25 protein-coding genes and 1 riboswitch are annotated in these 22,418 nt (G+C 42.6%); of the genes, 13 read left to right on the top strand and 12 right to left on the bottom strand.

The genetic code is table 11. The features are described 5' to 3' along the window. Positions 1-82: 82 nt before the first annotated feature. Complete coding sequence (katG, locus tag SOO65_RS07575; protein ID WP_321398980.1) at positions 83-2,257, top strand: catalase/peroxidase HPI; 2,175 nt, start codon at positions 83-85, stop codon at positions 2,255-2,257. 35 nt (positions 2,258-2,292) lie between these two features. Here the strand turns inward: katG and SOO65_RS07570 are convergent, their stop codons facing one another. Continuing rightward, positions 2,293-2,628, bottom strand: a complete 336-nt coding sequence (locus SOO65_RS07570; RefSeq protein ID WP_321398977.1) for a hypothetical protein — start codon at positions 2,626-2,628, stop codon at positions 2,293-2,295. 137 nt (positions 2,629-2,765) lie between these two features. Here SOO65_RS07570 and SOO65_RS07565 point away from each other — a divergent pair, with 137 nt between their 5' ends. Continuing rightward, positions 2,766-4,958 carry a PAS domain-containing sensor histidine kinase gene (locus SOO65_RS07565; RefSeq protein ID WP_321398975.1) on the top strand — a complete coding sequence of 731 codons (2,193 nt, stop codon included), beginning with the start codon at positions 2,766-2,768 and terminating at the stop codon, positions 4,956-4,958. Here the strand turns inward: SOO65_RS07565 and SOO65_RS07560 are convergent. Next, a complete protein-coding gene (locus SOO65_RS07560; RefSeq protein WP_321398973.1) occupies positions 4,950-5,660 on the bottom strand; it encodes a dienelactone hydrolase family protein in 711 nt (236 codons plus the stop codon). The two genes, SOO65_RS07565 and SOO65_RS07560, sit on opposite strands and share 9 nt — an antisense overlap. Before the next feature lie 55 nt (positions 5,661-5,715). Here SOO65_RS07560 and SOO65_RS07555 point away from each other — a divergent pair, with 55 nt between their 5' ends. Continuing rightward, entirely contained in the window at positions 5,716-6,309 is a 594-nt protein-coding gene (locus SOO65_RS07555; RefSeq protein ID WP_321398971.1) for a TetR/AcrR family transcriptional regulator, read from the top strand. Positions 6,310-6,315: 6 nt separating this feature from the next. Here SOO65_RS07555 and SOO65_RS07550 read toward each other — a convergent pair whose 3' ends face one another. Then, the gene (locus SOO65_RS07550; RefSeq protein ID WP_321398969.1) at positions 6,316-6,843 is read right to left on the bottom strand and encodes a hypothetical protein; all 528 of its coding nucleotides are present in this window, start codon (positions 6,841-6,843) and stop codon (positions 6,316-6,318) included. 107 nt (positions 6,844-6,950) lie between these two features. Here SOO65_RS07550 and SOO65_RS07545 point away from each other — a divergent pair, with 107 nt between their 5' ends. Beyond that, positions 6,951-7,094 (top strand): hypothetical protein, encoded by a 144-nt coding sequence (locus tag SOO65_RS07545; RefSeq protein WP_321398967.1) that lies wholly within the window; start codon positions 6,951-6,953, stop codon positions 7,092-7,094. Position 7,095: 1 nt separating this feature from the next. Here SOO65_RS07545 and SOO65_RS07540 read toward each other — a convergent pair whose 3' ends face one another. The 3 genes from SOO65_RS07540 to SOO65_RS07530 are packed head-to-tail and all read right to left on the bottom strand — an operon-like array spanning position 7,096 to position 9,565. Continuing rightward, entirely contained in the window at positions 7,096-8,424 is a 1,329-nt protein-coding gene (locus SOO65_RS07540) for a DEAD/DEAH box helicase (RefSeq protein ID WP_321398965.1), read from the bottom strand. Between the two features lie 9 nt (positions 8,425-8,433). After that, positions 8,434-8,673 carry a hypothetical protein gene (locus tag SOO65_RS07535; protein ID WP_321398963.1) on the bottom strand — a complete coding sequence of 80 codons (240 nt, stop codon included), beginning with the start codon at positions 8,671-8,673 and terminating at the stop codon, positions 8,434-8,436. Further along, a complete protein-coding gene (locus SOO65_RS07530) occupies positions 8,666-9,565 on the bottom strand; it encodes a M14 family metallopeptidase (protein ID WP_321398961.1) in 900 nt (299 codons plus the stop codon). The genes SOO65_RS07535 and SOO65_RS07530 overlap by 8 nt, the downstream gene beginning before the upstream one ends. Positions 9,566-9,589: 24 nt before the next feature. On the opposite strand from SOO65_RS07530, the gene SOO65_RS07525 reads away from it, so the two are divergent. Then, positions 9,590-10,165, top strand: a complete 576-nt coding sequence (locus SOO65_RS07525) for a YdeI/OmpD-associated family protein (protein WP_321398959.1) — start codon at positions 9,590-9,592, stop codon at positions 10,163-10,165. On the opposite strand, the gene SOO65_RS07520 is transcribed toward SOO65_RS07525, so the two are convergent. Then, entirely contained in the window at positions 10,154-11,077 is a 924-nt protein-coding gene (locus tag SOO65_RS07520) for a LysR family transcriptional regulator (RefSeq protein ID WP_321398957.1), read from the bottom strand. The two genes, SOO65_RS07525 and SOO65_RS07520, sit on opposite strands and share 12 nt — an antisense overlap. Positions 11,078-11,157: 80 nt before the next feature. On the opposite strand from SOO65_RS07520, the gene SOO65_RS07515 reads away from it, so the two are divergent. Then, entirely contained in the window at positions 11,158-11,775 is a 618-nt protein-coding gene (locus tag SOO65_RS07515) for a short chain dehydrogenase (protein WP_321398956.1), read from the top strand. On the opposite strand, the gene SOO65_RS07510 is transcribed toward SOO65_RS07515, so the two are convergent. Further along, entirely contained in the window at positions 11,772-12,203 is a 432-nt protein-coding gene (locus SOO65_RS07510; protein ID WP_321398954.1) for a hypothetical protein, read from the bottom strand. The genes SOO65_RS07515 and SOO65_RS07510 overlap by 4 nt on opposite strands. Beyond that, on the bottom strand, positions 12,181-13,233 hold the full coding sequence (locus SOO65_RS07505) for a hypothetical protein (RefSeq protein WP_321398952.1): 1,053 nt from the start codon (positions 13,231-13,233) through the stop codon (positions 12,181-12,183). Before SOO65_RS07505 ends, SOO65_RS07510 begins: the two co-directional genes overlap by 23 nt. A gap of 182 nt (positions 13,234-13,415) precedes the next feature. Here SOO65_RS07505 and SOO65_RS07500 point away from each other — a divergent pair, with 182 nt between their 5' ends. Next, positions 13,416-13,790, top strand: coding sequence for an NUDIX hydrolase (locus SOO65_RS07500; RefSeq protein ID WP_321398950.1), 375 nt, complete (start codon positions 13,416-13,418; stop codon positions 13,788-13,790). Here SOO65_RS07500 and SOO65_RS07495 read toward each other — a convergent pair. After that, on the bottom strand, positions 13,779-14,174 hold the full coding sequence (locus tag SOO65_RS07495) for a hypothetical protein (RefSeq protein WP_321398948.1): 396 nt from the start codon (positions 14,172-14,174) through the stop codon (positions 13,779-13,781). The two genes, SOO65_RS07500 and SOO65_RS07495, sit on opposite strands and share 12 nt — an antisense overlap. Positions 14,175-14,287: 113 nt before the next feature. Continuing rightward, entirely contained in the window at positions 14,288-15,322 is a 1,035-nt protein-coding gene (locus SOO65_RS07490) for a cytochrome-c peroxidase (protein WP_321398946.1), read from the bottom strand. A 469-nt stretch (positions 15,323-15,791) separates the two neighbouring features. Here SOO65_RS07490 and SOO65_RS07485 point away from each other — a divergent pair, with 469 nt between their 5' ends. Continuing rightward, positions 15,792-16,634 (top strand): hypothetical protein, encoded by an 843-nt coding sequence (locus SOO65_RS07485; RefSeq protein ID WP_321398944.1) that lies wholly within the window; start codon positions 15,792-15,794, stop codon positions 16,632-16,634. Positions 16,635-16,650: 16 nt separating this feature from the next. Here SOO65_RS07485 and SOO65_RS07480 read toward each other — a convergent pair whose 3' ends face one another. Then, positions 16,651-17,067 (bottom strand): hypothetical protein, encoded by a 417-nt coding sequence (locus SOO65_RS07480; RefSeq protein WP_321398943.1) that lies wholly within the window; start codon positions 17,065-17,067, stop codon positions 16,651-16,653. A 121-nt stretch (positions 17,068-17,188) separates the two neighbouring features. Between SOO65_RS07480 and SOO65_RS07475 the strand changes: the two genes are divergently transcribed. The 5 genes from SOO65_RS07475 (at position 17,189) to SOO65_RS07455 (ending at position 22,401) form a co-directional block, all read left to right on the top strand. Next, entirely contained in the window at positions 17,189-17,482 is a 294-nt protein-coding gene (locus tag SOO65_RS07475; protein ID WP_321398941.1) for a hypothetical protein, read from the top strand. Further along, positions 17,469-18,530 (top strand): hypothetical protein, encoded by a 1,062-nt coding sequence (locus tag SOO65_RS07470; protein WP_321398940.1) that lies wholly within the window; start codon positions 17,469-17,471, stop codon positions 18,528-18,530. The genes SOO65_RS07475 and SOO65_RS07470 overlap by 14 nt, the downstream gene beginning before the upstream one ends. Positions 18,531-18,542: 12 nt before the next feature. Next, positions 18,543-18,640, top strand: a riboswitch (purine riboswitch). 11 nt (positions 18,641-18,651) lie between these two features. Then, the gene (locus SOO65_RS07465; protein ID WP_321398938.1) at positions 18,652-19,623 is read left to right on the top strand and encodes an EamA family transporter; all 972 of its coding nucleotides are present in this window, start codon (positions 18,652-18,654) and stop codon (positions 19,621-19,623) included. A 61-nt stretch (positions 19,624-19,684) separates the two neighbouring features. After that, positions 19,685-21,064, top strand: a complete 1,380-nt coding sequence (locus SOO65_RS07460; RefSeq protein WP_321398936.1) for a hypothetical protein — start codon at positions 19,685-19,687, stop codon at positions 21,062-21,064. Positions 21,065-21,072: 8 nt separating this feature from the next. Beyond that, on the top strand, positions 21,073-22,401 hold the full coding sequence (locus tag SOO65_RS07455; RefSeq protein ID WP_321398934.1) for a TAXI family TRAP transporter solute-binding subunit: 1,329 nt from the start codon (positions 21,073-21,075) through the stop codon (positions 22,399-22,401). Positions 22,402-22,418 lie beyond the last annotated feature (17 nt).

The raw sequence follows: 22,418 nt of genomic DNA, 5'->3' as shown, positions 1-22,418 counted from the left end.
AATTTTCTCTATCGCTTATTAGATTATTTCGATTTGAATGGATCACCGTTCACTTTTATAGTCTTTCGATATTGGAGGACCTATGACTAACATCTCGGATCAAAAGAAAGAGCAAATCATTAAGCGCCGCAGATCTAACAAAGATTGGTGGCCCGATCAACTAAGTATCAACGTACTTCATCAACACACTCCCAAATCAAATCCTCTAGGTCCTTCCTTTAAATACGCAGAAGAGTTTAAGAAGCTCGATCTCGATGCGGTAAAAAATGATATCAAAGTTTTGATGAAGACCTCACAAGATTGGTGGCCCGCCGATTATGGTCACTACGGTCCACTCTTTATTCGTATGGCATGGCATAGTGCTGGTACCTACAGAACAGGCGATGGTCGTGGAGGCTCAGGCTCTGGTAGTCAACGCTTTCCTCCTCTGAATAGTTGGCCCGACAATGCCAACCTCGATAAGGCCCGACAACTTCTGTGGCCCATCAAACAAAAATACGGAAATAAACTTTCATGGGCCGATCTCATGGTTCTCACAGGTAACTGTGCACTTGAATCGATGGGCCTTGGAACATTTGGATTTGGTGGTGGACGAGAAGACGTGTTCGAACCAGAAGAAGATATTTATTGGGGCTCAGAAGATAAATGGCTCGGAGATGAGCGCTATGAAGGAGATCGTCAACTGGATGATCCACTCGCTGCAGTTCAGATGGGTCTCATTTATGTAAACCCAGAAGGCCCAAATGGAAATCCAGATCCAGTTGGATCAGCAAAAGATATCCGAGAAACTTTCGCCCGAATGGCAATGAATGATGAAGAGACTGTGGCCCTTGTTGCCGGTGGACATACGTTTGGTAAGGCCCATGGTGCAGGAGATGCTAAGCATGTTGGTCGAGAACCAGCAGGCGGAAACATTGTAGATCAAGGTCTAGGTTGGAAAAACGCTTTCAATACCGGTCACGGCGTGGACGCTATTACGAGTGGTATTGAAGGGGCCTGGAAACCAAATCCAACGAAGTGGGACCAAGGTTATCTTGATATGCTTCTGAATAACGAGTGGGAGCTTACAAAATCTCCGGCCGGTGCTCACCAATGGAGACCAAAGGATCGCAAATCCGATACATGGGTTGAAGACGCACATGATCCGAAGAAACGTCACGCCCCAATGATGACGACGGCAGATATGGCACTCAAGATGGATCCAGCTTATGAAAAGATTGCTCGCCGTTATCATGCTGATCCAAAACTTTTCGCAGAAAACTTCAGACGTGCTTGGTTTAAACTTACTCACCGAGATATGGGACCGAAGGTGCGCTACCTTGGTAAAGAAGTACCAAAAGAAGATCTTATCTGGCAGGACCCGATTCCAGCACTAAATCATAAACTCATCGATGAGAATGATATCAAATTGCTGAAGGAAAAGATCCTGGCCTCAGGAATTTCTGTTCCAAGACTCGTCTCAATTGCCTGGGCCTCGGCCTCAACTTTCCGTGGTTCAGATAAGCGTGGTGGTGCTAACGGAGCACGAATTCGTTTTGCTCCTCAGAATAAATGGGAAGTGAATCGTCCTGAACTTTTAAAAGAAGAATTGGCCGCTCTAGAAAATGTGAGAAAAGACTTCGGTAAAACAGTATCGATGGCGGACATGATTGTTCTTGCAGGTTCGGCCGCAATTGAAAAGGCCGCTGCAGATGGTGGCCATAAAATCACGGTCCCTTTCCGACCAGGTCGTATGGATGCCCTTGAAGAACAAACGGATGCTCATTCCTTTGAAGTTCTCGAGCCTCTTGCCGATGGATTCAGAAACTATCTCAAAAAAGTATATCGCTTAACTGCTGAAGAACTCCTCATTGATAAGGCACAACTTCTTACTCTTTCTGCCCCTGAAATGACAGTACTCTTAGGTGGGATGAGAGTCCTTGGAACGAATGCGGAAGGATCAAAGAATGGTGTATTCACCACTCGTCCAGGAGTTTTGACGAACGACTTCTTTTTAAACCTTCTCAATATGGACTATCAGTGGACATCGAAAGATAAATCAGATCAGTTGTTTGAAGGTAAAGTTCGAAAAACTGGGGAACTAAAATGGACAGCGACTCGCGTGGATCTTATCTTCGGCTCGCATGCTCAGCTACGTGCTATAGCCGAAATTTATGCCTCGGTTGACTCTCAGGAAAAGTTTGTGAATGACTTCGTAAAAGCATGGGTAAAAGTTATGGAATTAGATCGATTTGACTTAGATCCCGCATATCAATAAGTAGCTCAAGCGAGGTCACTGTTGCGGTGGCCTCGCTATAATAAGTTCAGGTCACTCTTCACGTCCTCTATTTCAGATTCAAGATCATCAATTCTAGACTCAAGATCAGATTTACTTTCTTGTAACTCAACCACTCCATCTTCAGCATAAAGTGCGCTTTCTCTTATTTCACTTATTTCTGACTCAAGTGCCGCGATCGCCTGAGAAGAACTTTGCAATTCACCTTCAGGTCTAAAATAAATGACTGAAGCTGTAAGGATGGCAAGCCACAAAAATATAATCCCGTCCCAACTTCTTGAGGTGGGATCTTTGTCTTTAACCTGAGGTTTACCAAAAGGGAAAAGAGTTCGCTCATTATTGGTCCGTTCCATAAAAACCTCTCTTGAGTCTATTTTCATTAACACGGACCGGAAGTTGTACTTAATTTATAAATGATGAATCAAGTCAGACAGAGTTGTGTCATCCCAATTTCCATTCAATAAAGTAATCTTAATCGCTGGAGAAGAATGTGAAAGATATCAGTGCAGTACAGTTTAAACAAATCGCAGAGGCCATCCCGCATATCGTGTGGACAGCTGACACCAATGGAGACATTGATTATGTCTCAAAGCAGGCCATTGATTATTCAGGAACAAGCCGAGAAGAACAGCTTGGTATGAAATGGCTTCAATTCGTACATCCAGACGATAAAGAGAAAGCTTTATCAACCTGGATGAAGGCGGTTCATAGTGGACAAATGTTTGATATGGAATATCGTCTGAGAAGACACGATAATAAGTATTTCTGGATGAAGGCCTGTGCAGTACCGATCCATGATCCCGATGGAAAAATTACCAAATGGTTTGGAACTTGTACTGACATCAATGATTCGAAGCTAGCGCAAATTCGTTACGAGAGAAACATCGATATTACTCCTGCCCTCTTATGGGCAACAAATCAAGATGGGTCGAATATCTATCTAAACCAACAATGGCTGGATTTCACAGGTCAGACGCCAGAAGAAGGTCATGGAAAAGGATGGCTTAACACAATTCACCCAGATGATCGGGAGAGAATAAGTAAACTCGTTCAAGAGGCCCAAGCAAAGCGAGAGAAATTTCGTTTTGAATACCGTATCAAACATAAAGATGGAGTCTACCGTTGGGCCGTTGATTCAGGGAATCCGAGGTATGACCAGGATGGAAACTATCAAGGTTACTCTGGAGTCGTCTTTGATATTCAAGATCAAAAAGACGTAAGAGAACTACTCGAAAACTTCTGGAACCTACCCGGCAATATGCTCGCCATCTCTGATACAAAGACCAGTCACTTTATTGAGCTTAGCCCGGCCTGGGAAGTTACTTTGGGTTACACAGTTGAGGAAATTAAGGGCCGCACCTGGATGAGTTTCGTTCATCCTGACGATATGAAAGATACAATGAAACAAGGGGCCAAACTTTTAGATGGCGAAAGATTAATTGGCTTTGAGAATCGCTATCGCACAAAGAATGGCGATTGGGTTTGGTTATCATGGACGGTCCACCCTGTAGGAGAAAAACTTTATTGTCGTGTAACGGATGTAACAGAAAGAAAGCTGGCCTTGCAGCGGCTTGAAGAAAGTGAGAAGCGATTTAGATTTTATACCGAGGCGATGCCACAAATGTTTTTTATCGCGGATCCAAAAGGAAATATTACTTTCTTTAATAAGCGTCACTATGAATATTTCGGCATAAATCCAGAGGATGACGAAGGATGGAAATGGACCGAACAACAAATTCATCATCCTGATGATTTGAACCGCACCATTGTGACCTGGCAGAAATCACTTAGAACTGGAGTTCCATACCAGATTGAGTATCGTCTTCGAAGACACGACGGAGTTTATCGATGGCATTTGGGTCTTGCTATTCCGATCAGAGATGAAAATGGGAATATCAGGGAGTGGCTTGGGACAAATACAGATATTCATGATGCTAAAACTGCCACTGAAGAACTAAAAGATTTAACAAAGAAGCTTCAAGCAGCTCTCCAAAGTAGAGATGAATTTATATCAATTGCCAGTCACGAGTTAAAAACTCCAATTACTTCTATCAAATTGAAAAATCAGATGCAGCTTCGTGCTCTGGCCCAAAAATCCGCCTCCGCACTAGACCCAGAAAAAGTTGAAAATCTTGCTCATGAAACAGATGTCCAGATCTCCCGGCTTGCTCGCCTTGTGAATGACATGCTGGATGTCTCTAAAATTCGTCTGGGTCAGTTTACTTTAAATAAAGAACGAGTCCTGATGTCGGAACTTGTGAAGCATGTGATTCAGTACATGACGCCCGAGTTTCACGAAAACAAATGTCCAGTTCCTGAAGTCAGAATCATTAAAGATGCCCAAGGCGATTGGGACAGAATTAGGATTGAACAAATTATTCAAAACATACTCTCCAATGGAATTAAATACTCAGACTGCGATAGCCTGAGAATCACCATTGATCTTAAAGGCGATTTCATTTGTGTTGCCATTAAAGACCAAGGTCCCGGAATCTCGGAAGAACTACAAGAGAGAATCTTCGAAAGATTTGAACGTGGAGTAAAGGCCAGCGAGATAAGTGGGATGGGACTTGGACTATTTATTTCTCAACAAATTGCCCTCGCCCATCATGGAAAAATCACGGTTAAAAGTAAGCTCGGTGAAGGTTGCACATTTACCCTGGCCCTTCCAATTTCAAAATAGTATCTCTTTCAAAAAGTCCAGCGACGCTCGCTCAGCTCTCTTATGGGCCCTTTCATTGTACTTAATACCTAATTCTGGAATATCGGCCCCTTGAAGAGTAAAAGCATGCATTGCATGTCCATAGCAATGAATCTGCCAATCGGCTCCAGCTTGTGTCATCTCAGTTGAAAAATCCAAAATACTCGTTGGATTTACCATCGGATCTTCCCAACCATGAAGAACAAGCACGCTTGAATCAATTTTTGAATTCGACTCTGATCTAGGCGCATGAAGAAGACCGTGGATACTGATTGCTCCTTTTAATCCTTCAGGATTTGCTCGGGCCAAATCAAGTGCACACAATCCACCAAAACAGTGGCCCATAACTGCTATTCTATCAGAAATGACTAAAGGATTTTTTTGAGCTTCCCTCAGTGCGGCCAATAATCTCCTCCGTAATAACATTCTGTCCTCTAAAAGAGGATTCATGAGATGACTATTGTCTCCGTCAACTTTGCCTCTGACACCTTTGCCATAAACATCGAATGCAAATCCAATAAAGCCTTCTTTGGAGAGAGCTTCGGCAATGATATTAAAATGCTCACTTGGACCGCTCCAGGCATGGCCAATAAGAACGCACGGTCGTTTCGTCTTATTGTCACCATTAGTGGCCAAATAGCCTTCAAAAATTGTTTCTCCATCAGTGTAGTCAAAGTAACTCATAATTTTTCTCCTTTTCGTTGATTATAAGTAAATACGCATTTACTATTAAAAAATTATGAGCCGTACCAAAAAGATGAGTGATTCAGATTTGTTAGAGATTGCCTTCGACGTCATTGCCCGAGAAGGTTTTACTTCATTTACTTTTGAGCAAGTTGGAAAGGCAGTTAAACTTTCGCCAGCGGCATTGGTTAAAAGATTTAAAACAAAAAAACAACTAGCCCTCCTAGCGCGAAATCAGAAATGGGAGCGAAACATTGGAGAAATCGAATCGCAAAAGTTTAAGGAGCTTGAAGGCCTAAACGGTATTTTTGATTTTCTGACAGTCATTGCCAATAGTGTGAACTCAAAGCGATTAAACGAACATGTTATCTGGCTCGGAACTGAAGCAGGTAATCCACGGTCAAGAAAAAAGGTCGCTGCTTATTTTGAAACAACAAGAAACGTATTTCAAAAACTGCTCAAAGAGGCGATTGAGCGTGGAGAGCTTTCCAAAAAGATTGATCCGAAACCATTCTCTAAGACTCTAGAGGCATTAGTACAAGGTGCTATTTTCCAGTTTGCTTTTTTGGATGAGAGAGATATTGAATTTCATCTCAAAGTTCATTTTAAAACAGTTCTTGCCCCTTACATACTCAAAGAGGTCACTTAACAAGTGTTACTTCGTAGTCACCGGTAAATTCCTACAGGCCTCGGTCTTTTCATTCCAACAGCTCTGACACTTATCCAGATCTGACCCTTTAATGGCATTCGTTTTAACCGCCATAGTGGAGTTGAGAGTCACTTCACTCGCCTCGGTCTTAATCTCAAGCTCCCAAATCTTTTTACAATCCTCGAGCTTAATCACGGCCGTATATTCGAGCTTGTCCCGAAAGGCGTCCACAAATAGAAGGTCATAGTCTTTGAATTTCTTGATCGACCTCACGTTGGGATACTCAATCTCACACTCGGTCTTTTTCTTGGTATTGATGATTTTGTTAGGGACATCCTCCCCGTTCCAAACCACATAGTCCCCTAGTCGGGCCCAATCGTAGTTGAATTCGACTACCTCAACCTTAACTTTCTTCTTATAGACGCCTGGCCGATCAAATTTGATCTCCTCCATGGTCTTGCAGGTAAGCTCCGGATCCTTAGGAACGGGCTTAGTGACAATAACAGTTGAGGCGAGAAGAAGAGTTGTGATCATTCCCAAATTATAACAGCAAATTTCGTTTTATAACTGACAATTCTGGACGGTTTATGTATATAAAAATAATCATTTAGGAATTTTTAAGAGCGTCCGATAAAAGCCACATGAACACAAATACTCAATCTTTAAAAAAATCAGCTTGGTTAACTTCTAAACGTCCATGTCCCGTGATCACAACTGCAGTAGTAGTTGCTCCGAAGAAAGCAGGACTCACTCTTCTTTTCATGAAATTGATTTCGAATTTCTAAATCACGATCTCGAAAAAAACTTTTTGATCTTTTCCAGTAACCCAATCTTCTTCACTACTGGAGTTTCTTTCGGAATCGATTGAGTCATCGGAGCTATTGGACTCGGCTGTTGAACCTTTGCTGGCTGAGTTCTCTGTCTTTCTGGACGTGGCCCTCTATTATTTCTAGGACCTCTATTATCTCTCGGACCGCGATCATTTCTCTGTCCAGAACCTGGTTTCGGTGGAGCTGCTTTGCCGCGAAGCTTGGAAATGGCCTCGATTGCTTTATCGTCTTTCCCTGGAATAGCAAAAGTTGAAGCGTGACCAGTTTGACCACGTCGACCAGTTCGCCCAATGCGGTGGATGTAGTCGGCAGCTTCTTTGGGAACGTCATAGTTAACTACGTGGGCAACATCATCAACATCAATCCCGCGCCCCATTACATCAGTCGCAATAATGATACGAAACTTGCCAGATTTAAAATCAGATACGGCCAGTTCACGGTGTTCTTGCTGAAGATCTGAGTGGATGTAGGTAACATCTGTCACTCCTTTATTGATCAGTAAGCGTGACAACTGAAAAGTCTTTTCTTTGGAGTTAACAAAGACAAAAACTGTGCCTTTCTCTCTTTCAAGAATTCGGAGTAGCTGTCCAAGTTTTCGCTCTTCCGGAATCCAAAAAAGTTCTTGATCAATTTTAGGGGCAGTTTGTTTGGTTTTCTCAATCACTACTTGTTCAGGATTGTTCATCGCTCGACGAGCAAGCTTCTCAACTGCGGGAGCAAAGGTGGCAGAAAGCATGAGTGTCTGTCTTTCTTTTGGAATCTGCTCAGTAATGAGGTCGATTTGTTTAGCAAAACCCATTTCAAGCATACGATCTGCTTCATCAAAGATCAGGCATTGAATGAAATCTAGCCAGATATTTCCACGCTCGAGGTGATCACAAAGTCTTCCAGGAGTCGCCACAATGATATGGGGAGAAGTCGCAAGTGCTTCTTTTTCATCATTCATATTGGCACCGCCAATACAAACTGCAACTTTCATTCCGAAGGGTTTTGCGAAACTGGCAAAGACCTCACCGGTTTGTTGCGCGATTTCTCTCGTAGGAGACAGTGCTAAAATATATGTGCCGTTTTTCTCTTTAAATCGGTCAACACTTGGGATGACAAAACTCGCCGTCTTCCCACTTCCGGTCTGAGATGAAACAAGAACATCCAGGCCCTTGAGTGCGAAAGGAATGGTTTTTTCCTGAACCGGAGAAGGATGCTTATAGCCTGCCTCCGCTATGAGTTCGAGCATTTTTTCAGAAAGTCCGAGATCAGACCAATTTGTATTGATATTTGTATCCATAGATAGATATTAGCTTCTATTTGGATTCATGACAAATATCTTAGTCTGCTTATCTGAGTGATAGGTAAGAAAGATGAAGTCGTCACTTATGAGATCGGGATGGGTGACTTTCCCCGTTCTCACGGCCTCTTCGATCTTCACTGCCTCTGCTTCCGTTGAGCAAAAGATCAAATACTTTCTATTTTTCTCAACCGGCACCGGAAAGAGATAAATCTTTCCTTCGATTTTTCCCTGTCTTAGCTCACGCATTTTTCAAATAATCCAATCCACCCTTAATCGCTGCCACTTGAGCATCATTACAAATGGCATCAGTGACTTTTGGACTATCAGGATAAACTTCAGTCGTTGTCGTGAACTTCGCGTTTGAGAACCCCGCACAAAGTGAAAGTGACTTCACAGGATAGTTAATCACGCCCTCTTGTTCGAGTGGTTCACCAATGATGTTTCCATTTTCATCTGCCGGAGCAATGTGCGTGACCTTTCTAACTGAATCAATGATCGCCTTCTGGAAATCAAAACATGGATTCTCAGTATCACCTACTCCGTAGAAACCATCTGGAATCTCCGACCAAGGATCTGGTTCTTTACCGTCTCTCGCTGCTTTTGCCGGACGGAAAACTGAGTTATCTGTGTCCGTAGTTTCATGTAGATCAAAATGAGCGTAGATATCATTGATGAATGGTTCCATTGCTTTCAAGAACAGAACACATTCTTCGGCCGGGCTATTTTCAATGAACGAACGATTTGGATCAATTGCTAGATTGTTCCAACGATTAATCGTTTCATATCCCCACGGACTGATACAAGGAGTGCAAAGGATATTAAAAGTATCGGTGTAGTTCTTTGCTTCTTTTTCCATGAAAGCGAGAGCGCCATGAACACCACTTGTTTCATAACCGTGAACACCACCGGTGATAAGAATCGTTTTCTTATTTTTATCGAAGTTACGAGTCTTAATAAGAAAGACCGGATAAAGCGAAGGATTAATTGAAAGAGCACCGTATTGAGTCACGTCCATTGTGCTTTTAAGCTTTTCAATCTTCGTGATCACTTCGTCCTTGTAAGAACGCTTAATTGTTTGTTCTTTGAGCCAATTTGCTTTTTCTGCGGCTCCCCAAGGGACTAAATGTTGCTTATTCATAGTTCTCCCAAATAAAATGATTATATGAATTCAAAAGTCGAAAAGTACATTAGTTCAGCAAAAAAATGGCAGCCAGAAATGGAGGCCCTGCGTGAAATTCTCCTCACCTGTCCTCTGGAAGAAGAAATTAAATGGGGCAAACCTAGCTATTCAGCTGAGGGTGGCAACATTGTTCTCATTCAAGATTTCAAGAACTACCTCGCCCTGTTGTTTTTCAAGGGCGGAATCATGAAGGACCCCAAGGGTGTTCTGGTTAAAATGGGAGAGAATACTCAAGTTGGGCGTCAAATGCGATTTGCTGACGTAAAAGAAGTTCAAAAACTCAAAACGATTATTAAGTCTTACGTCAAAGAGGCCATCGCGATTGAAAAGTCCGGTGAAAAAGTTGAAGTAAAACCGGCGAAGGTTAAAGTTGCGACAGAACTTCAAGATGCATTTGAGAAGAAGCCAGCCTTAAAGAAGGCGTTCGACTCTCTTACTCCAGGTCGCCAGAAGGCCTACAACATTTATTTCTCATCCGCCAAACAAGCGGCCACTCGCATTTCGCGAATCGAAAAATGTACTAAACAGATTCTTGCGGGGAAGGGATTAAACGATTGATCCCTTCGCTCCCTGAAGCCAACTCCAAATCAGATCCTTCGCGATCTTATTCTTTTTAGCTCGATACCCCTTCGATGGATAAACCAGATACAGTGGGTGGGTCGCAATTGAATAGTCTTTATAAAGAAGTGTGAGCTTTTTGTCTTGAAGATCATTCTCAACCAGGTAGTACGGAAGTCTTGCCACTCCTAGCCCTGAGAGACAAAGCCAGCGATTGGTCTGATAACTTGAACTTGCATAGTTTCCATGCACATCAATTGAGAAGTCCTTATTCCCCTTCTGGAACTTCCATGTGTTCCAGCTCTTGCGAAGTGAGGCCATAAGCACAGGGATATCTTTTAATTCAGAGGGATCAATTCCCTTGATCTTATTTTTCTTCACGTAATCAGGAGTCGCTACGATAACATCCTTGATGTGACCAATATAACGGGCCACCAGCTCGGGATCGGTCTCAACAATCGCCCTTAAAGCGAAATCATATCCCTCAGCAATGAGATCACGTTTCACATTACTGGCCTCGATTTCAACTTTGAGGTTCGGTAGCTTTTCATTGAACATTTTAATCAATGGTGGTGCCAACGAATCGGCCAGAGAACTTGGTGCCGTAATACGAATGAGTCCGCCCTCTTCGTCTACTAGCTCTTTCATGGATTCGGCCGCATCGTGGGAAAGCTTCACAATAGATTCAGCATACTGAAGGAGATGCTTTCCTTCTTCCGTAAGGTTGATCTTTCTAGTGGTTCTAAAAAAGAGTTGTGCTCTTAATATGGTTTCAAGTCGCGCCACTTGTTTTGATAACTGAGCTTTAGACAAATTCATCTTCTCGGCCGCTTGAGTGAATCCACCACATTTCGCGACTTCGTAAAAGGCCAGGACATCAGGTAAGTAAGCATTTAGAGACATTGTTTCCATATGTGAACAGTATGTCTCTAATTGTGTATTTTTGCAATTCGGGTTGTGTCGTAATCTGCTTTTAACAGAAGGAGGTCTTTATGAAGATCGTTATCGTTGGAGCAACAGGTACTATTGGTAAAAGAGTTACAGAGTTTTTGTCTGAGGGTCATGAAGTTATAACTGTAGGTAAGACTTCGGGCCAGTTTCAGGTTGATATTGCCGATCCTAAATCGATCCGTGCCCTTTTTGAGAAAATTGGAAAGTTCGATGCCTTGGTTTCAACCACTGGAGATGTAGCATTCGTTCCATTAAAAGACCTAACAAACGATCACTGGGAAGTGGGAATTCGTAATAAGTTTTTAGGGCAAGTTAACCTTGTTCAGATCGGGAAAGAATATATCAATGAAGGGGGATCATTCACTCTCACTTCGGGGATTCTTTCTCAAACATTTATCGCGGCCGGGACATCGGCCACAAGTATTAACCGTGCGGTTGAAGGATTTGCTCAAGCGGCAGCTGCTGAAATCGGACGTGGAATCAGGATTAATGTCGTTTCGCCAGATCTATTGGAAGACTCGAAGGCCGCTTTTGGTTCATTCTTTCCGGGTCACTATGGTGTGATAGGTTGTAGAGTTGCTCAGGCGTATATGAAATCAGTTTTAGGAATTGAGACAGGGAGAATCTATAAAGCACTTAATAACGATTATGTGAGTTAAAGATCTATTGGGGTGGATGGACCTTTGAACGTCTTTCCATCCCAGCTTTCTAGAAGGTTTAAACTGATAAAAGACTTATCCTTGGCGAACACACATCTTAGAACTGAATAAGAAATCTTCTCAACAGTCACTTCTTCAACAGTGCCCTTCAAATTCTTACAAATCTCCATTCCCGGTCTTTCATCTGGTGAATGAGACAATTTCAGACCTTTAAGTTCTTTCATAAATCTACAACTAAGGTCCTGGCAATTGGCCGAAATAAAGTATGTCTCCTCTCTAAGAGTACATATTTTTACTTCTTGAGACGCTTTCAGATTCTGACTCTTTACCAAAAGAACTTTGCACGATAGATCCGATTCTGCCGCAAGGGCCGAACTCATGACGAAAATTAGACCTAATGCGAGTTTAATCAATCGTCGTTGTGCCATAAACATGTTCCATTAATTGTTTTTCGGAAACGATGAAGTAACCAGGATGTTCGCTTGAGCTCTTGGCCTTAAGACCACTTGGCACTTTCCAATCCGGTCCCCAGCTATTTTTCACAGTGTAGTAACAGCCAGCTTCTTGAATGACTTTTCCACCTTCACGCTTTTCTTCCAGCCAAGCTCTTCCACCTACTACACCTGCATGATAACCGTGGCTTTGTTTTTTAGGAGGCTGAACCAGACCACCAGTCACATAGGCAATACCGGTTGGTTTTCCTTTATCGAGTGACTTGTTAATCATATCCAACAAAGAAGCTCTATCCTCTTCGATATAAGAATTAGAACAGCTTTCAATGATTCTGTTATAGATTGAAGAAATGTCGGCAGGAGTTTTCCCTTTCGGAACATCTTTGACGATCTTCCCTTGGCAGGCATCATCGTTTAGACGTTTAACAAATTCGTCCAGATTCTTGCTCGTATCAGCGATTTCTTTGATTCGTTCGGCCGAAAGAGTTGGATACATTCGCTGAACTTCATCTTTCACTTCATCACTCACAAAGCGGCTTTCGCTTTCAACTGATTGAGAAAGTAGATTTCTAAAATCAGAACTTAGAACTTCGTTTTTCTCTTTATCATCACAAATTAAATTAGGCCCCTCTTCCGCATAATACTCAAGAAGCTTTTTGTAATCCTTCTTAAGGACTCCATCAGTTGCTGGAACTAGTGATTCAGGACAAAGACCCTTCTCCATACCCAGTTTAACGGCAGCACTAATCGTTCCACCCTTTAGACCACCGACATCACTGTAGATACTTTTCTTCGGAGGTTCTGATGATTCTGTACATTGAATGGGATTCTCTGGAGGCGCTTTGTATTCTTTTAGAGCAGCTAGATAAAGTGCAGAGTATCTTGTGTCTGCATCGAAGTTCAAAAGATCCAGGGCCACATACGCGTAACAAGTTCCACCGGTCTGATTGTGAACTGGACCAAGCTTAGGAGCGAGATCAACTTTGCCACAAGTCTCTTTGGTCATTCTAGGTGGCAAACTATCAAATGGGGTATCGCCATTTTTAAACTCTTTGCGTGTTTGTGAAAAGGCACTGCAGACAGCGAGCGATTGAAGAATGAATATGAGCAGTTTCTTTTTCACGCTTATGTATCGGGAAAATGGAGAAAAAGCTTAGCTTTTTCGAGTCTTTTGGTAAGATATTATTCATGAAAGAAGCAGTCATGATTGTCCTAGAAAAGGACGGCAAATTTCTATTGGGAAAACGAAGCGCTTGGAAGGCCAAGGCCCCAGGCTTTTGGTGCCCAATTTCGGGCCACATTGAGCCTAATGAGACCGAGGAAGCAGCAGTCATTCGTGAGGCCCAGGAAGAACTGGGAATTGTCGTTCGCCCTACTCAAAAAATCACTTCTACTCCGACCCACGATGGCAGAGTGATGCTCCATTGGTGGAAAGCTGAGATCGTTTCAGGCACACCAGTTATTAATAATAATGAAAATGAAGTGATTCACTGGTTCTCTCGCGCAGAACTCAAGACATTAGAGCCTACTTTCAAAGAAGATATCGCGATCTTAATTTCGTAGACCGCAAATGAGTGAAAATCTATCCCCGCCTCTAACATCTATTGTGAGAGAGACTTTATCAGATAGATCTGTCAGTTTGAAGGATTCCAATCGCCCATCGAAGTGAAGACTTTCAAAGTCATTATCAAGAGACACACTTGGAATTTCTTTTGAAGTTTTAAGTGGACCAACAAATTCTTTGGCAATTGTTCTGTCCGAAATATTCAGAACAACTTTTGAAGCTACTATGTCTTGGTTGGGATTACCTTGAATTGAGATATCTGCTAGGAGCTCATCACCACCCTTCGAGAGACCTAAACAGTTATAGTTCATTTCGCCCGCAAATGATGAAAGCGAAAAGCCCAAAACTAAACATGTTCCGATGATGATTCTAGAGCACTTCATACCTATCTCCCTGGTGATGCTCATTTAGATGCAAGAGCGTGCCAGAGAGATAGGAATCAATAACTAATGAGAAAGAGATTCGGAAGGTGTCTAAGTTTTAGACACCTGATTTTTTAGTCTTCAACCAGCGTTCTGCCTCTGAGTTCAGGGAGACGAGGCATAGTTTGAGCTGGGAAAGGCCCAGTCAGTGTATTGAGGAAGGCCACAATATCTTCAACCTGATTGCTAGTTAGATCCACATCCAGTTGAAGTTTCCCCATGACTCTCACCGCTTCTTCAAGGGTCTTAACAGATCCGTTATGGAAATAAGGAGCAGTTAGAGCAACGTTTCTCCAAGTTGGAACTCGGTAAACGTTTTTATCCTCTTCCTTCTTTGTCACTTCATAGCGACCAAGATCTTCACTAAGATTATATTTTTTCACGATCTCAGGATTTGGGTTCTGTGGAAACTTCTGATAGTTACCTTCTTTCTCTGGCGGAAGTGGTCCAGAAAAGTTTGGCCCAAAGTGACAAGCGGTACAGCCAACAGTTTCTACGGTTTTCATACCGCGTATCTCTTGAGCGTTCATCGCCTTCTTATTACCTTTCATATATTGATCAAACTTACTTCCCGGAGTAATAAGAGTTCGCTCGTAAGCAGCGATCGCATTCACGGCATTTTGGATATTCATTGGCGACTTATCCTTCGGGAAAGCTGCCTCGAAGTATTTTTTATAACCAGGAATTTGTCTGATTCTCTCAAGGGCCACATCATGAGACTTCATTCCCATTTCAATTGGATTTGTGATTGGACCTCTTGCCTGGTCTTCTAGATCAGGTGAACGACCATCCCAGAATTGAACAGTAAGGAATGCCGAGTTCCAAACCGTCGGTGCACTTCGCTTCCCTTTCTGACCGCCGTGACCAATGGAGGTCGCACGAGCATCATCTCCTCCGGCCATAACGTTGTGACAGCTATTACATGAGATCGTGCCGGACTCCGAAATTCGTGGATCGAAGAATAGAATTTTACCAAGTTCAATTTTCTCTTTGGTCATTGGATTATTTTTTGGCACGGGAGCCTTATCAGGAAGCGCCATAAAAGTATCCTGAGCAATGGCCCAGCTACTCATGGCCAGGAAAGTGAGGAAGATTGAGGTTTTCATCATTTTCGACTCCAATTTTTAGGTAAAAATCCAGTTACAAATTTAACTTTTGAGTCACACGAGAACAAAAGAGTTTGATTATCAAAACTTGAAAATTTAGTTTAATTCAAGTCAGGTAATGGTTTTACGCGCGTAAAAGTTCATTTCGCATTCTTCCATATTGCCGCAAGAATCTGTTGTTAACTTGGTCTTAACCAGGAGGGTACAAATGAGAGCAGCGATTAATTTTGTCTCGTGGGGCGTGTTTTTAATGCTCGTTTTTCACATGACTGAGAACAAACAAGTAACTGAGACGAAAGAATTACCAGTAGTGAGATATGTTTATTCGGAGGGGTGATGCCCCTCCAATCCTCCAGGTTGGCCAAGCAGACGTGGCCAACCTGGAATTTTACACTCCATGTAATGAATACAAAGTGCTCCAACCTAGATGGTACATTTAGACTGGTTGATAAGTCTTTGTTAGTTTCCGGCCATGCTAAAACTATTTTTTGTCTCTGTTCTTGCTATTCTCACAAACCACGCCTCTGCTCAATCCATTCCTCAGTTTAACCCTGAGTTTTGGTATGACTATGACGTCCTTACCACAAACAATTGTTACAACTACGCCACAAATAGGGCCGAAGGAAGCTGGGCACAACCAGGAGAGGCCAGTGGAGAGAAATACAAATCCATGACTTGCAAGGACATCTACAAGGCAGCTTCAAAAGACTGGGGACTTATCCCGACCTCATACTTCCCATTAAGCGCGAACCAGAAAGAAACTTTGATTGCACTAGTAGTTAATCCTGGAATTGATTTTCACTGGTACCGACGTGGGAGTAATAACATCTGGTCACATAAGTTAAACTTTCAAGTTCTGGAGACAGACAGCTCGGACAGATTGATTACCGATCCAGTCACAGCAGACAGAGGCAGATATAGCGAGTTCTGTGGCTACTTTAAGGTGAAGAATTATTTGGCCCATCCTATGGAACAAAACGCTGGATATGTTCGAATTGGGAAAATGAGGGACTGGCCTCAGTATTCGAACTTTAAGATGAGACAGGCGCGAGAATCGATTGTCATTGTTCAAAAATATTCAGGAAGAAAGAATCCAACTTACTTGCTTAGAGAGATGTTGAAAGATCCAGCTTTTGCTGAAGCCGTGAATGAGGTTGCTCAAATAATTCAAAATGAGTCGGGGAAAAGTTTTAAAATAGATGATCCAAATTTTGGTTCAAACTCTTTGGTGATTGCCGATTATGAAGGGATTGTTCTCCCAAGAAATACGGTCATCTCGATTCAAAATGGCATACTGAGAACCATTTCTCCTTGAAGTGAAAAGGAGCACTCTACCTAAAACTCAATGTCGTCTTACCTTGGTCGGCCACATTCAAGTCCACTGTTCTATGCTTAGTCTTATCCTTCAAACTCGCAAGACCACGCTCAGTATGAACGTTCTCAAAATACTTCTTCAAAGCGGCCTGGCATTTATATTTATCCGAACCTAGCTTCTCACCAGGTAGAACAATGTTACTGGTCTTCCCATAGTTATTAACCACGCTTACAACAAACCCCACATCAGAGTTTTGTGCGCAATCAAAACGCATCTCTTTAATATCCGTTCCCTTGCCAAGTGCACGAAATCCAAACTCTCCCCAAGGCTTAACCATTTCGATTTTAAATTTTCCATGGCCATTGAAAGCATGAGCTTTCTGACCAAGTAATGGAAGTACGAATAGCAAGCTGAGTAAGCCTAGAACTTTCATGGGATTCTCCTATTTCGCTAGATATAAGCAACTCACGTACCAGAAATAGGATTTTAAAATCGCCTAGATAGCCTTAGAATTAGTTACAGATTCTAGCCACTGTCTAAAAGTTGGTCATTTTATGAACTTCAAGCTTCTCGCCTTATTGCTCCTTTGTATCAGCTGCAACAAGACCTATGACCTCGAGGCCTGCAATGATCTTTCCATGAAGAAGTTCAAAGGCTTCACAGACGCCAAGAAGAAGTTCGAAGAAAACTGCAAGTCTTTCAAAATCACATATACTGAAGAGGTCTGTCAGAATGCTTTAAACGAGCTGATTCTCTTGAACAACCTAAAGGCCGTTAAAGAGAAGTATGGCAATCCGATCGAAACTTGCTTTAACCCACAAGACATTAAGAAATATGACAAAAACTAAAACCTTCATCATCGCTGGCGACCGTATTGTAGATAACAAAGGCTCTCATAATGAGACTGAGAAGATTCTTGCGCTCGCGCAGAAGAAAGAACTTCATATCACGACTCTAGAAATCGTGAACCTCGCTAAACGCTGGGAAGATAAACTTCAGCCATTACAATTTAAAAGTGGTGCTTCAGCAAACGCTGCGGTTGATAAGGCCCGCAAACTTCTCGCTTCAAAGAAAGCCGACGTCGTTGTAATCAAGGGTACTGATTACCTTAAAACTGGTTACGAGAAAGGGGCCCGCGAAGGCTTCATGAAGCTCTATAATAAGAAGTTCACTCCGCTTGAAGGTTACAATGATCTCGTTCCCCTCTTTCTTCGTTACCACAAACTAAGCGAGAAAGATTTTTTCGAAATCCGCGATGCTCTCTTTAATAACTACGCGAAGACCTGGAAGAAAATTAATCCTGAAGGTCACCTTCCTGATGAGCGTTGGTTTCAACCTCTCACAAAGTATTTTAGAGGTGTGGACTGCGCTAATCCAAACGTCGATTACTCAGGTCAGATCGTTCTTACCAATGAGAAGACCGCTGATAAACTCAAAGTTCCTAAGAAGAAACGCGTTCAGATCATCGGTAACGCCTTCACGAAACTCTCCGTCGATGGAATGGAATCACTTCCGAAAATCGCCCCTTATCTTCATTTGAAACGAACCATCGATAAGGCCCTCAAAGAATCAAAGACCAACTTCGCGTCTGAGTTTTTAAAAGGTCGCGCTCTTCTCGATGCCTATACTTGTTACCCAGTCGTTCCAATGGGACTTATTTATAGACTCGGACTCGTGAAAAACATGAATGAGATGAAGGAGCTTTTAACTAAACACGAAGTGACTATTACCGGTGGACTAAATCTTGGAAAAGCCGCTTGGAATCTCACATCTTTGAACTCACTTATCGTGATGAGAGAAAGACTGATGACTTCGAAAAAAGCACACCTCGGTCTCGTACATGGAAATGGTTCTCTTGGGAACCAGCAAGGAATTACACTTCTACTTTACAAATAATAAATCGGGGCGTAATTTTGCCCCTCAAGTCCTGATATAAGTTCATAATACGGTTGAACGTCTCTACCAACTGCCCTAAAGAGTTGACTATTGGAACTCCAAACTAAACTGGAAGTTTTTAATGGCAACTCACGCGTATCAAGCTGAATCGAATTCTCTTAACCAAAATCTTACCTCAGGTATCCTTTTTATTTTGATTGGATCCTCTAGTTACGGAATGCTTTCTACATTCGTAAAACTAGCTTACAAGCAAAGTTTCACGACGGCGGAAGTGACTGCTTCTCAATTTATTTGGGGCGCACTTATCCTCACGGTTCTGGATTTTTTCCTCTCAAAGGGTGCTCAAAAAGCTTCTGCGACCGACATCAAGAAACTCATGATCGCGGGTATTCCGATGGCCCTTACGAGTGTGCTTTATTATCTATCAGTTCAATACATCGACGCTTCAGTTGGTGTGGTACTTTTGATGCAATCAGTTTGGATGGGAATCATCGTTGAAGCTTTTCAAACAAAACGTATCCCGAGCATGGAAAAGATCGCAGCAGTTGCTTTCATCATCTTTGGAACACTTCTCGCGACGAAAGTTCTGGGTTCTTCAAACCTAACAATTGATATCCGCGGACTGGTACTGGGAATTCTCACGGCCATGTCTTTCAGCTGGACCCTTTACTCTACAAATAGTGTCGCTTCTCACTTGGCCCCGGTTAAGCGCAGTAAGATCATGCTTTATGGTGGACTGATTGTGGTGCTTCTTTTCACATTGCTTACCCAAATTGGCCCCCATTACCTGAATCTCAACCTCGTGGGCGAAGAATTCATCCGTAATAAGCCATTTGATCCGCGAATTTTCCTGACTTACGGTCTTATCGTGGCGATTTTTGGAACTGTGATCCCGCCGATCATGCTCAACAAAGGCTTTCCAATCGTGGGAGTCGGCCTCGGAAGCATTCTTTCGTCGGTGGAATTGCCGGTTGCTATGTGTATCGCTTTCACATTTTTGGGTGAAGTCGTGAGTCCAATCCAGTGGCTTGGGGTATTCATGATCCTGGCGGCGATCGTACTCATGAATTATAAGACTTTTTCTAAAACATAATTTTTATTTATCATGGGTGAATTCTTGTCACTGGCACGCTCCAGTTGCTATGATTTGCCCTATGAAATACATCGTTTTCGCCCTCTTCTTTTCGAGCTTTTTGCACGCCCAGACTTTGTTTGAAACAAAGGTCGCGAGCATCTTCGTTTCTGAGGCCTTTGTTAATGAACAACTGGCGGGCCACTTATCAAAGTCGGACCTCGTTCAGAACCTCAAAATGAAACTCGAACCGGTAACAGGAAAGATGCTCCTTCAGGGAGACTTCCAGCTTCCACTGGATGATATGCGTGCGATTGGGATTGAGCGTGATCTTGCTCGTTTTAAGTTCCAGCTTTCAATTCTTCCGAAAATTAGTCAGCACAAACACCTGATCTTAGAGTTCCCGCTTTCTGAAACTTATTTCTATCAGGCAAATTCTAAGAATCCAAAACGTGATCGCGTAGTGATTCCGGTTCAGCTTCTCTCTCTTGGACTTGCGGCCACTCGTGGATATCTCGCCGCCCTATCTGGTGACTTCTCTACCTTTGATCGTAAGATCGCCAAGTATAAAGCACTTCTCAAAGTTGCGAACAAATCGATTGTGACTGAAAAGAACCCTGATGCATTGGAAGTATTAAAAAGTGGTAAGAAGTCTCTTGAACTTCAGATTGCTTCAGTGGAACTTGAGCGTGATAACTTCAAGCGCACTTCAAAAGCTCTTAATAGCATTTTCGCTTTCTCAAGTGAGAAGGATTTCAACCTTAACAACGAGATCCAAGCAAACGGCAACACTCTCATGCTAAAGCTTAAACTCAGTAAGCTCGTGCCTTACCTAAAAGACATTGAGCTTGGTGGTATCCGCGTGGGTAACAATAACCCAGATAACAGCGGAGAGAACTTTTTGATCTTCGACATCAACACAATGGTGACGGAAGCTCCACCGGCAGTGAAGAAGACAGCGAGAAAACCCATCAATTACAAAATACCTCCATCTCTCATGATTCGTCTGAGCCAAGACCTGTTCACAAGTAAGCTCATGCTCGAAAAAGAAAAAGAGAAGATCGGTGATTCGATCAAAGACTTCAAAATCCGTTTCAAGAACGGCGGGATTCATATTAGTGGCAAAGTAAGTAAGCTATTCTGGGACGTGCCTTTTGAAGGTCTGGTTGATTTCATCTCGACTGGGCCCGATGTATTTGAAGTTCGTCTTCGCCAACTTGAAGTCATGAACCTTGATTTGAAGTTTCTTACTCCAGTTGTTCTGACTGCAGTGAAGAGTCGTTTGAAGAAAGGTCTAAGCGGTATTGCAACTTACAAGTATCTTGGAAACAAAGACCATAGTCGTGTTCTTCAAGTAACAATCGAACCAAAAAAACTTATCCCGGCATTTCCGGACTTCCACCTTGTTGGTGTAGATGTTCGTGATCGTAATTTCATGCTGAAACTTGGCCGCATTCAATAGAGAGAAATATGAACAAAGCTTATCGTAGAAGTCTTGATACACTGATGGAATACTTTGACCTGGGTCCAACTGTGGCCCTGACGATTATTCTCGTATCGGCCACTATCATCTTCACTGGTGTGATCTTCTTCGTGAGAAGCGCCCCTCCTACTGAGCTCACTTTTATTTCAGGCCCAGAAGGAAGTATCTTTCACGGTATCGCTGTTAAATATCAAAAGGCGCTGGGAAAGAATGGAATCAAAGTAAACATTCTCACATCTAATGGCTCTCTCGATAACTTGAATCGTATCTATGAGAAAGATACTAAAGTCGATCTGGCACTCGTTCAAAGCGGTTCAGAGGAAGAGGGTAAAAAGTATCGTCGTCTCGTTTCACTTGGTGGAATTAGCCACCAGCCTCTGTTCTTTTTCTATCGTGGGAAACCGATTGAGCGCATGTATGAGATGAAGGGCAAGACGATTGCGATCAGCTCTGAGGGTTCTGGTGCTCGTAAACTTGCTCTTAAAATTCTAAAGCTTAATGGAATTACTGAAGGTCCAAATCTCGTAACACTGGAAGGCGAAGAAGTAAGCAAGGCCCTTCTTGAGAAAAAAATCGATGGTGCTTTCCTCATGGGTGAAGATGCTTCCCTTGATGTTCTGAGAAAGCTTTTGAACTCTGACGACATCAGACTTATGAACTTCAAGAACGCTAATGCCTATATCCGTAAGATTGATATACTTCACAAACTTGAAGTTCCAGAGGGTGTTCTAAATTTTGAAAAGAACATCCCTTCAGAGAACATTACTCTCATTGGACCGATGGTAGAACTTATTGCCACGAAGGATCTTCACCCTGCTCTGTCTGATATGGTGTTAGATGCGGCGATGGATATCCATGGAAATGCCGGTGTATTTAAGAAACGTAATGAGTTCCCTGTTGCGGCCGAAAATAAGATTCGACTCAGTGACGATGCTGAGCGCTTCTATAAGTCTGGTAAGAGCTTCCTCTATCGTTACCTTCCTTTCTGGATGGCGAGCCTATTGAACCGAATCCTTATCTCTTTCCTACCAATGCTAATTTTACTCGTTCCTGCAGTTCGTAGTATTCCGGCCATCTTCCGTTGGTTTGGTAAACTTCGCATTCGTAGACGTTACCGTGCTCTTCTTAAACTTGAAGAGAAGTTCATGTATGAGAACGACATGGAGAAACTTAAAGATCTTTTTGCTCAGTTTGAAAGCATTGAGAAGGATGTTCAACGCATGAGAATTAAGGCAATTCTGGCCGATCAATTTTATATGCTCAGATCTCATATTGAGTATGTAAGAAGGTTGATGGTTTCGAAGATGAGTGCGTAATTCAGAATAGATGGGAA

Origin of the sequence: Peredibacter starrii (assembly GCF_034259205.1) — a bacterium.
Classification (GTDB): Bacteria; Bdellovibrionota; Bacteriovoracia; order Bacteriovoracales; family Bacteriovoracaceae; genus Peredibacter; species Peredibacter starrii.
This window is presented reverse-complemented; position numbering and strand designations above follow the sequence as displayed.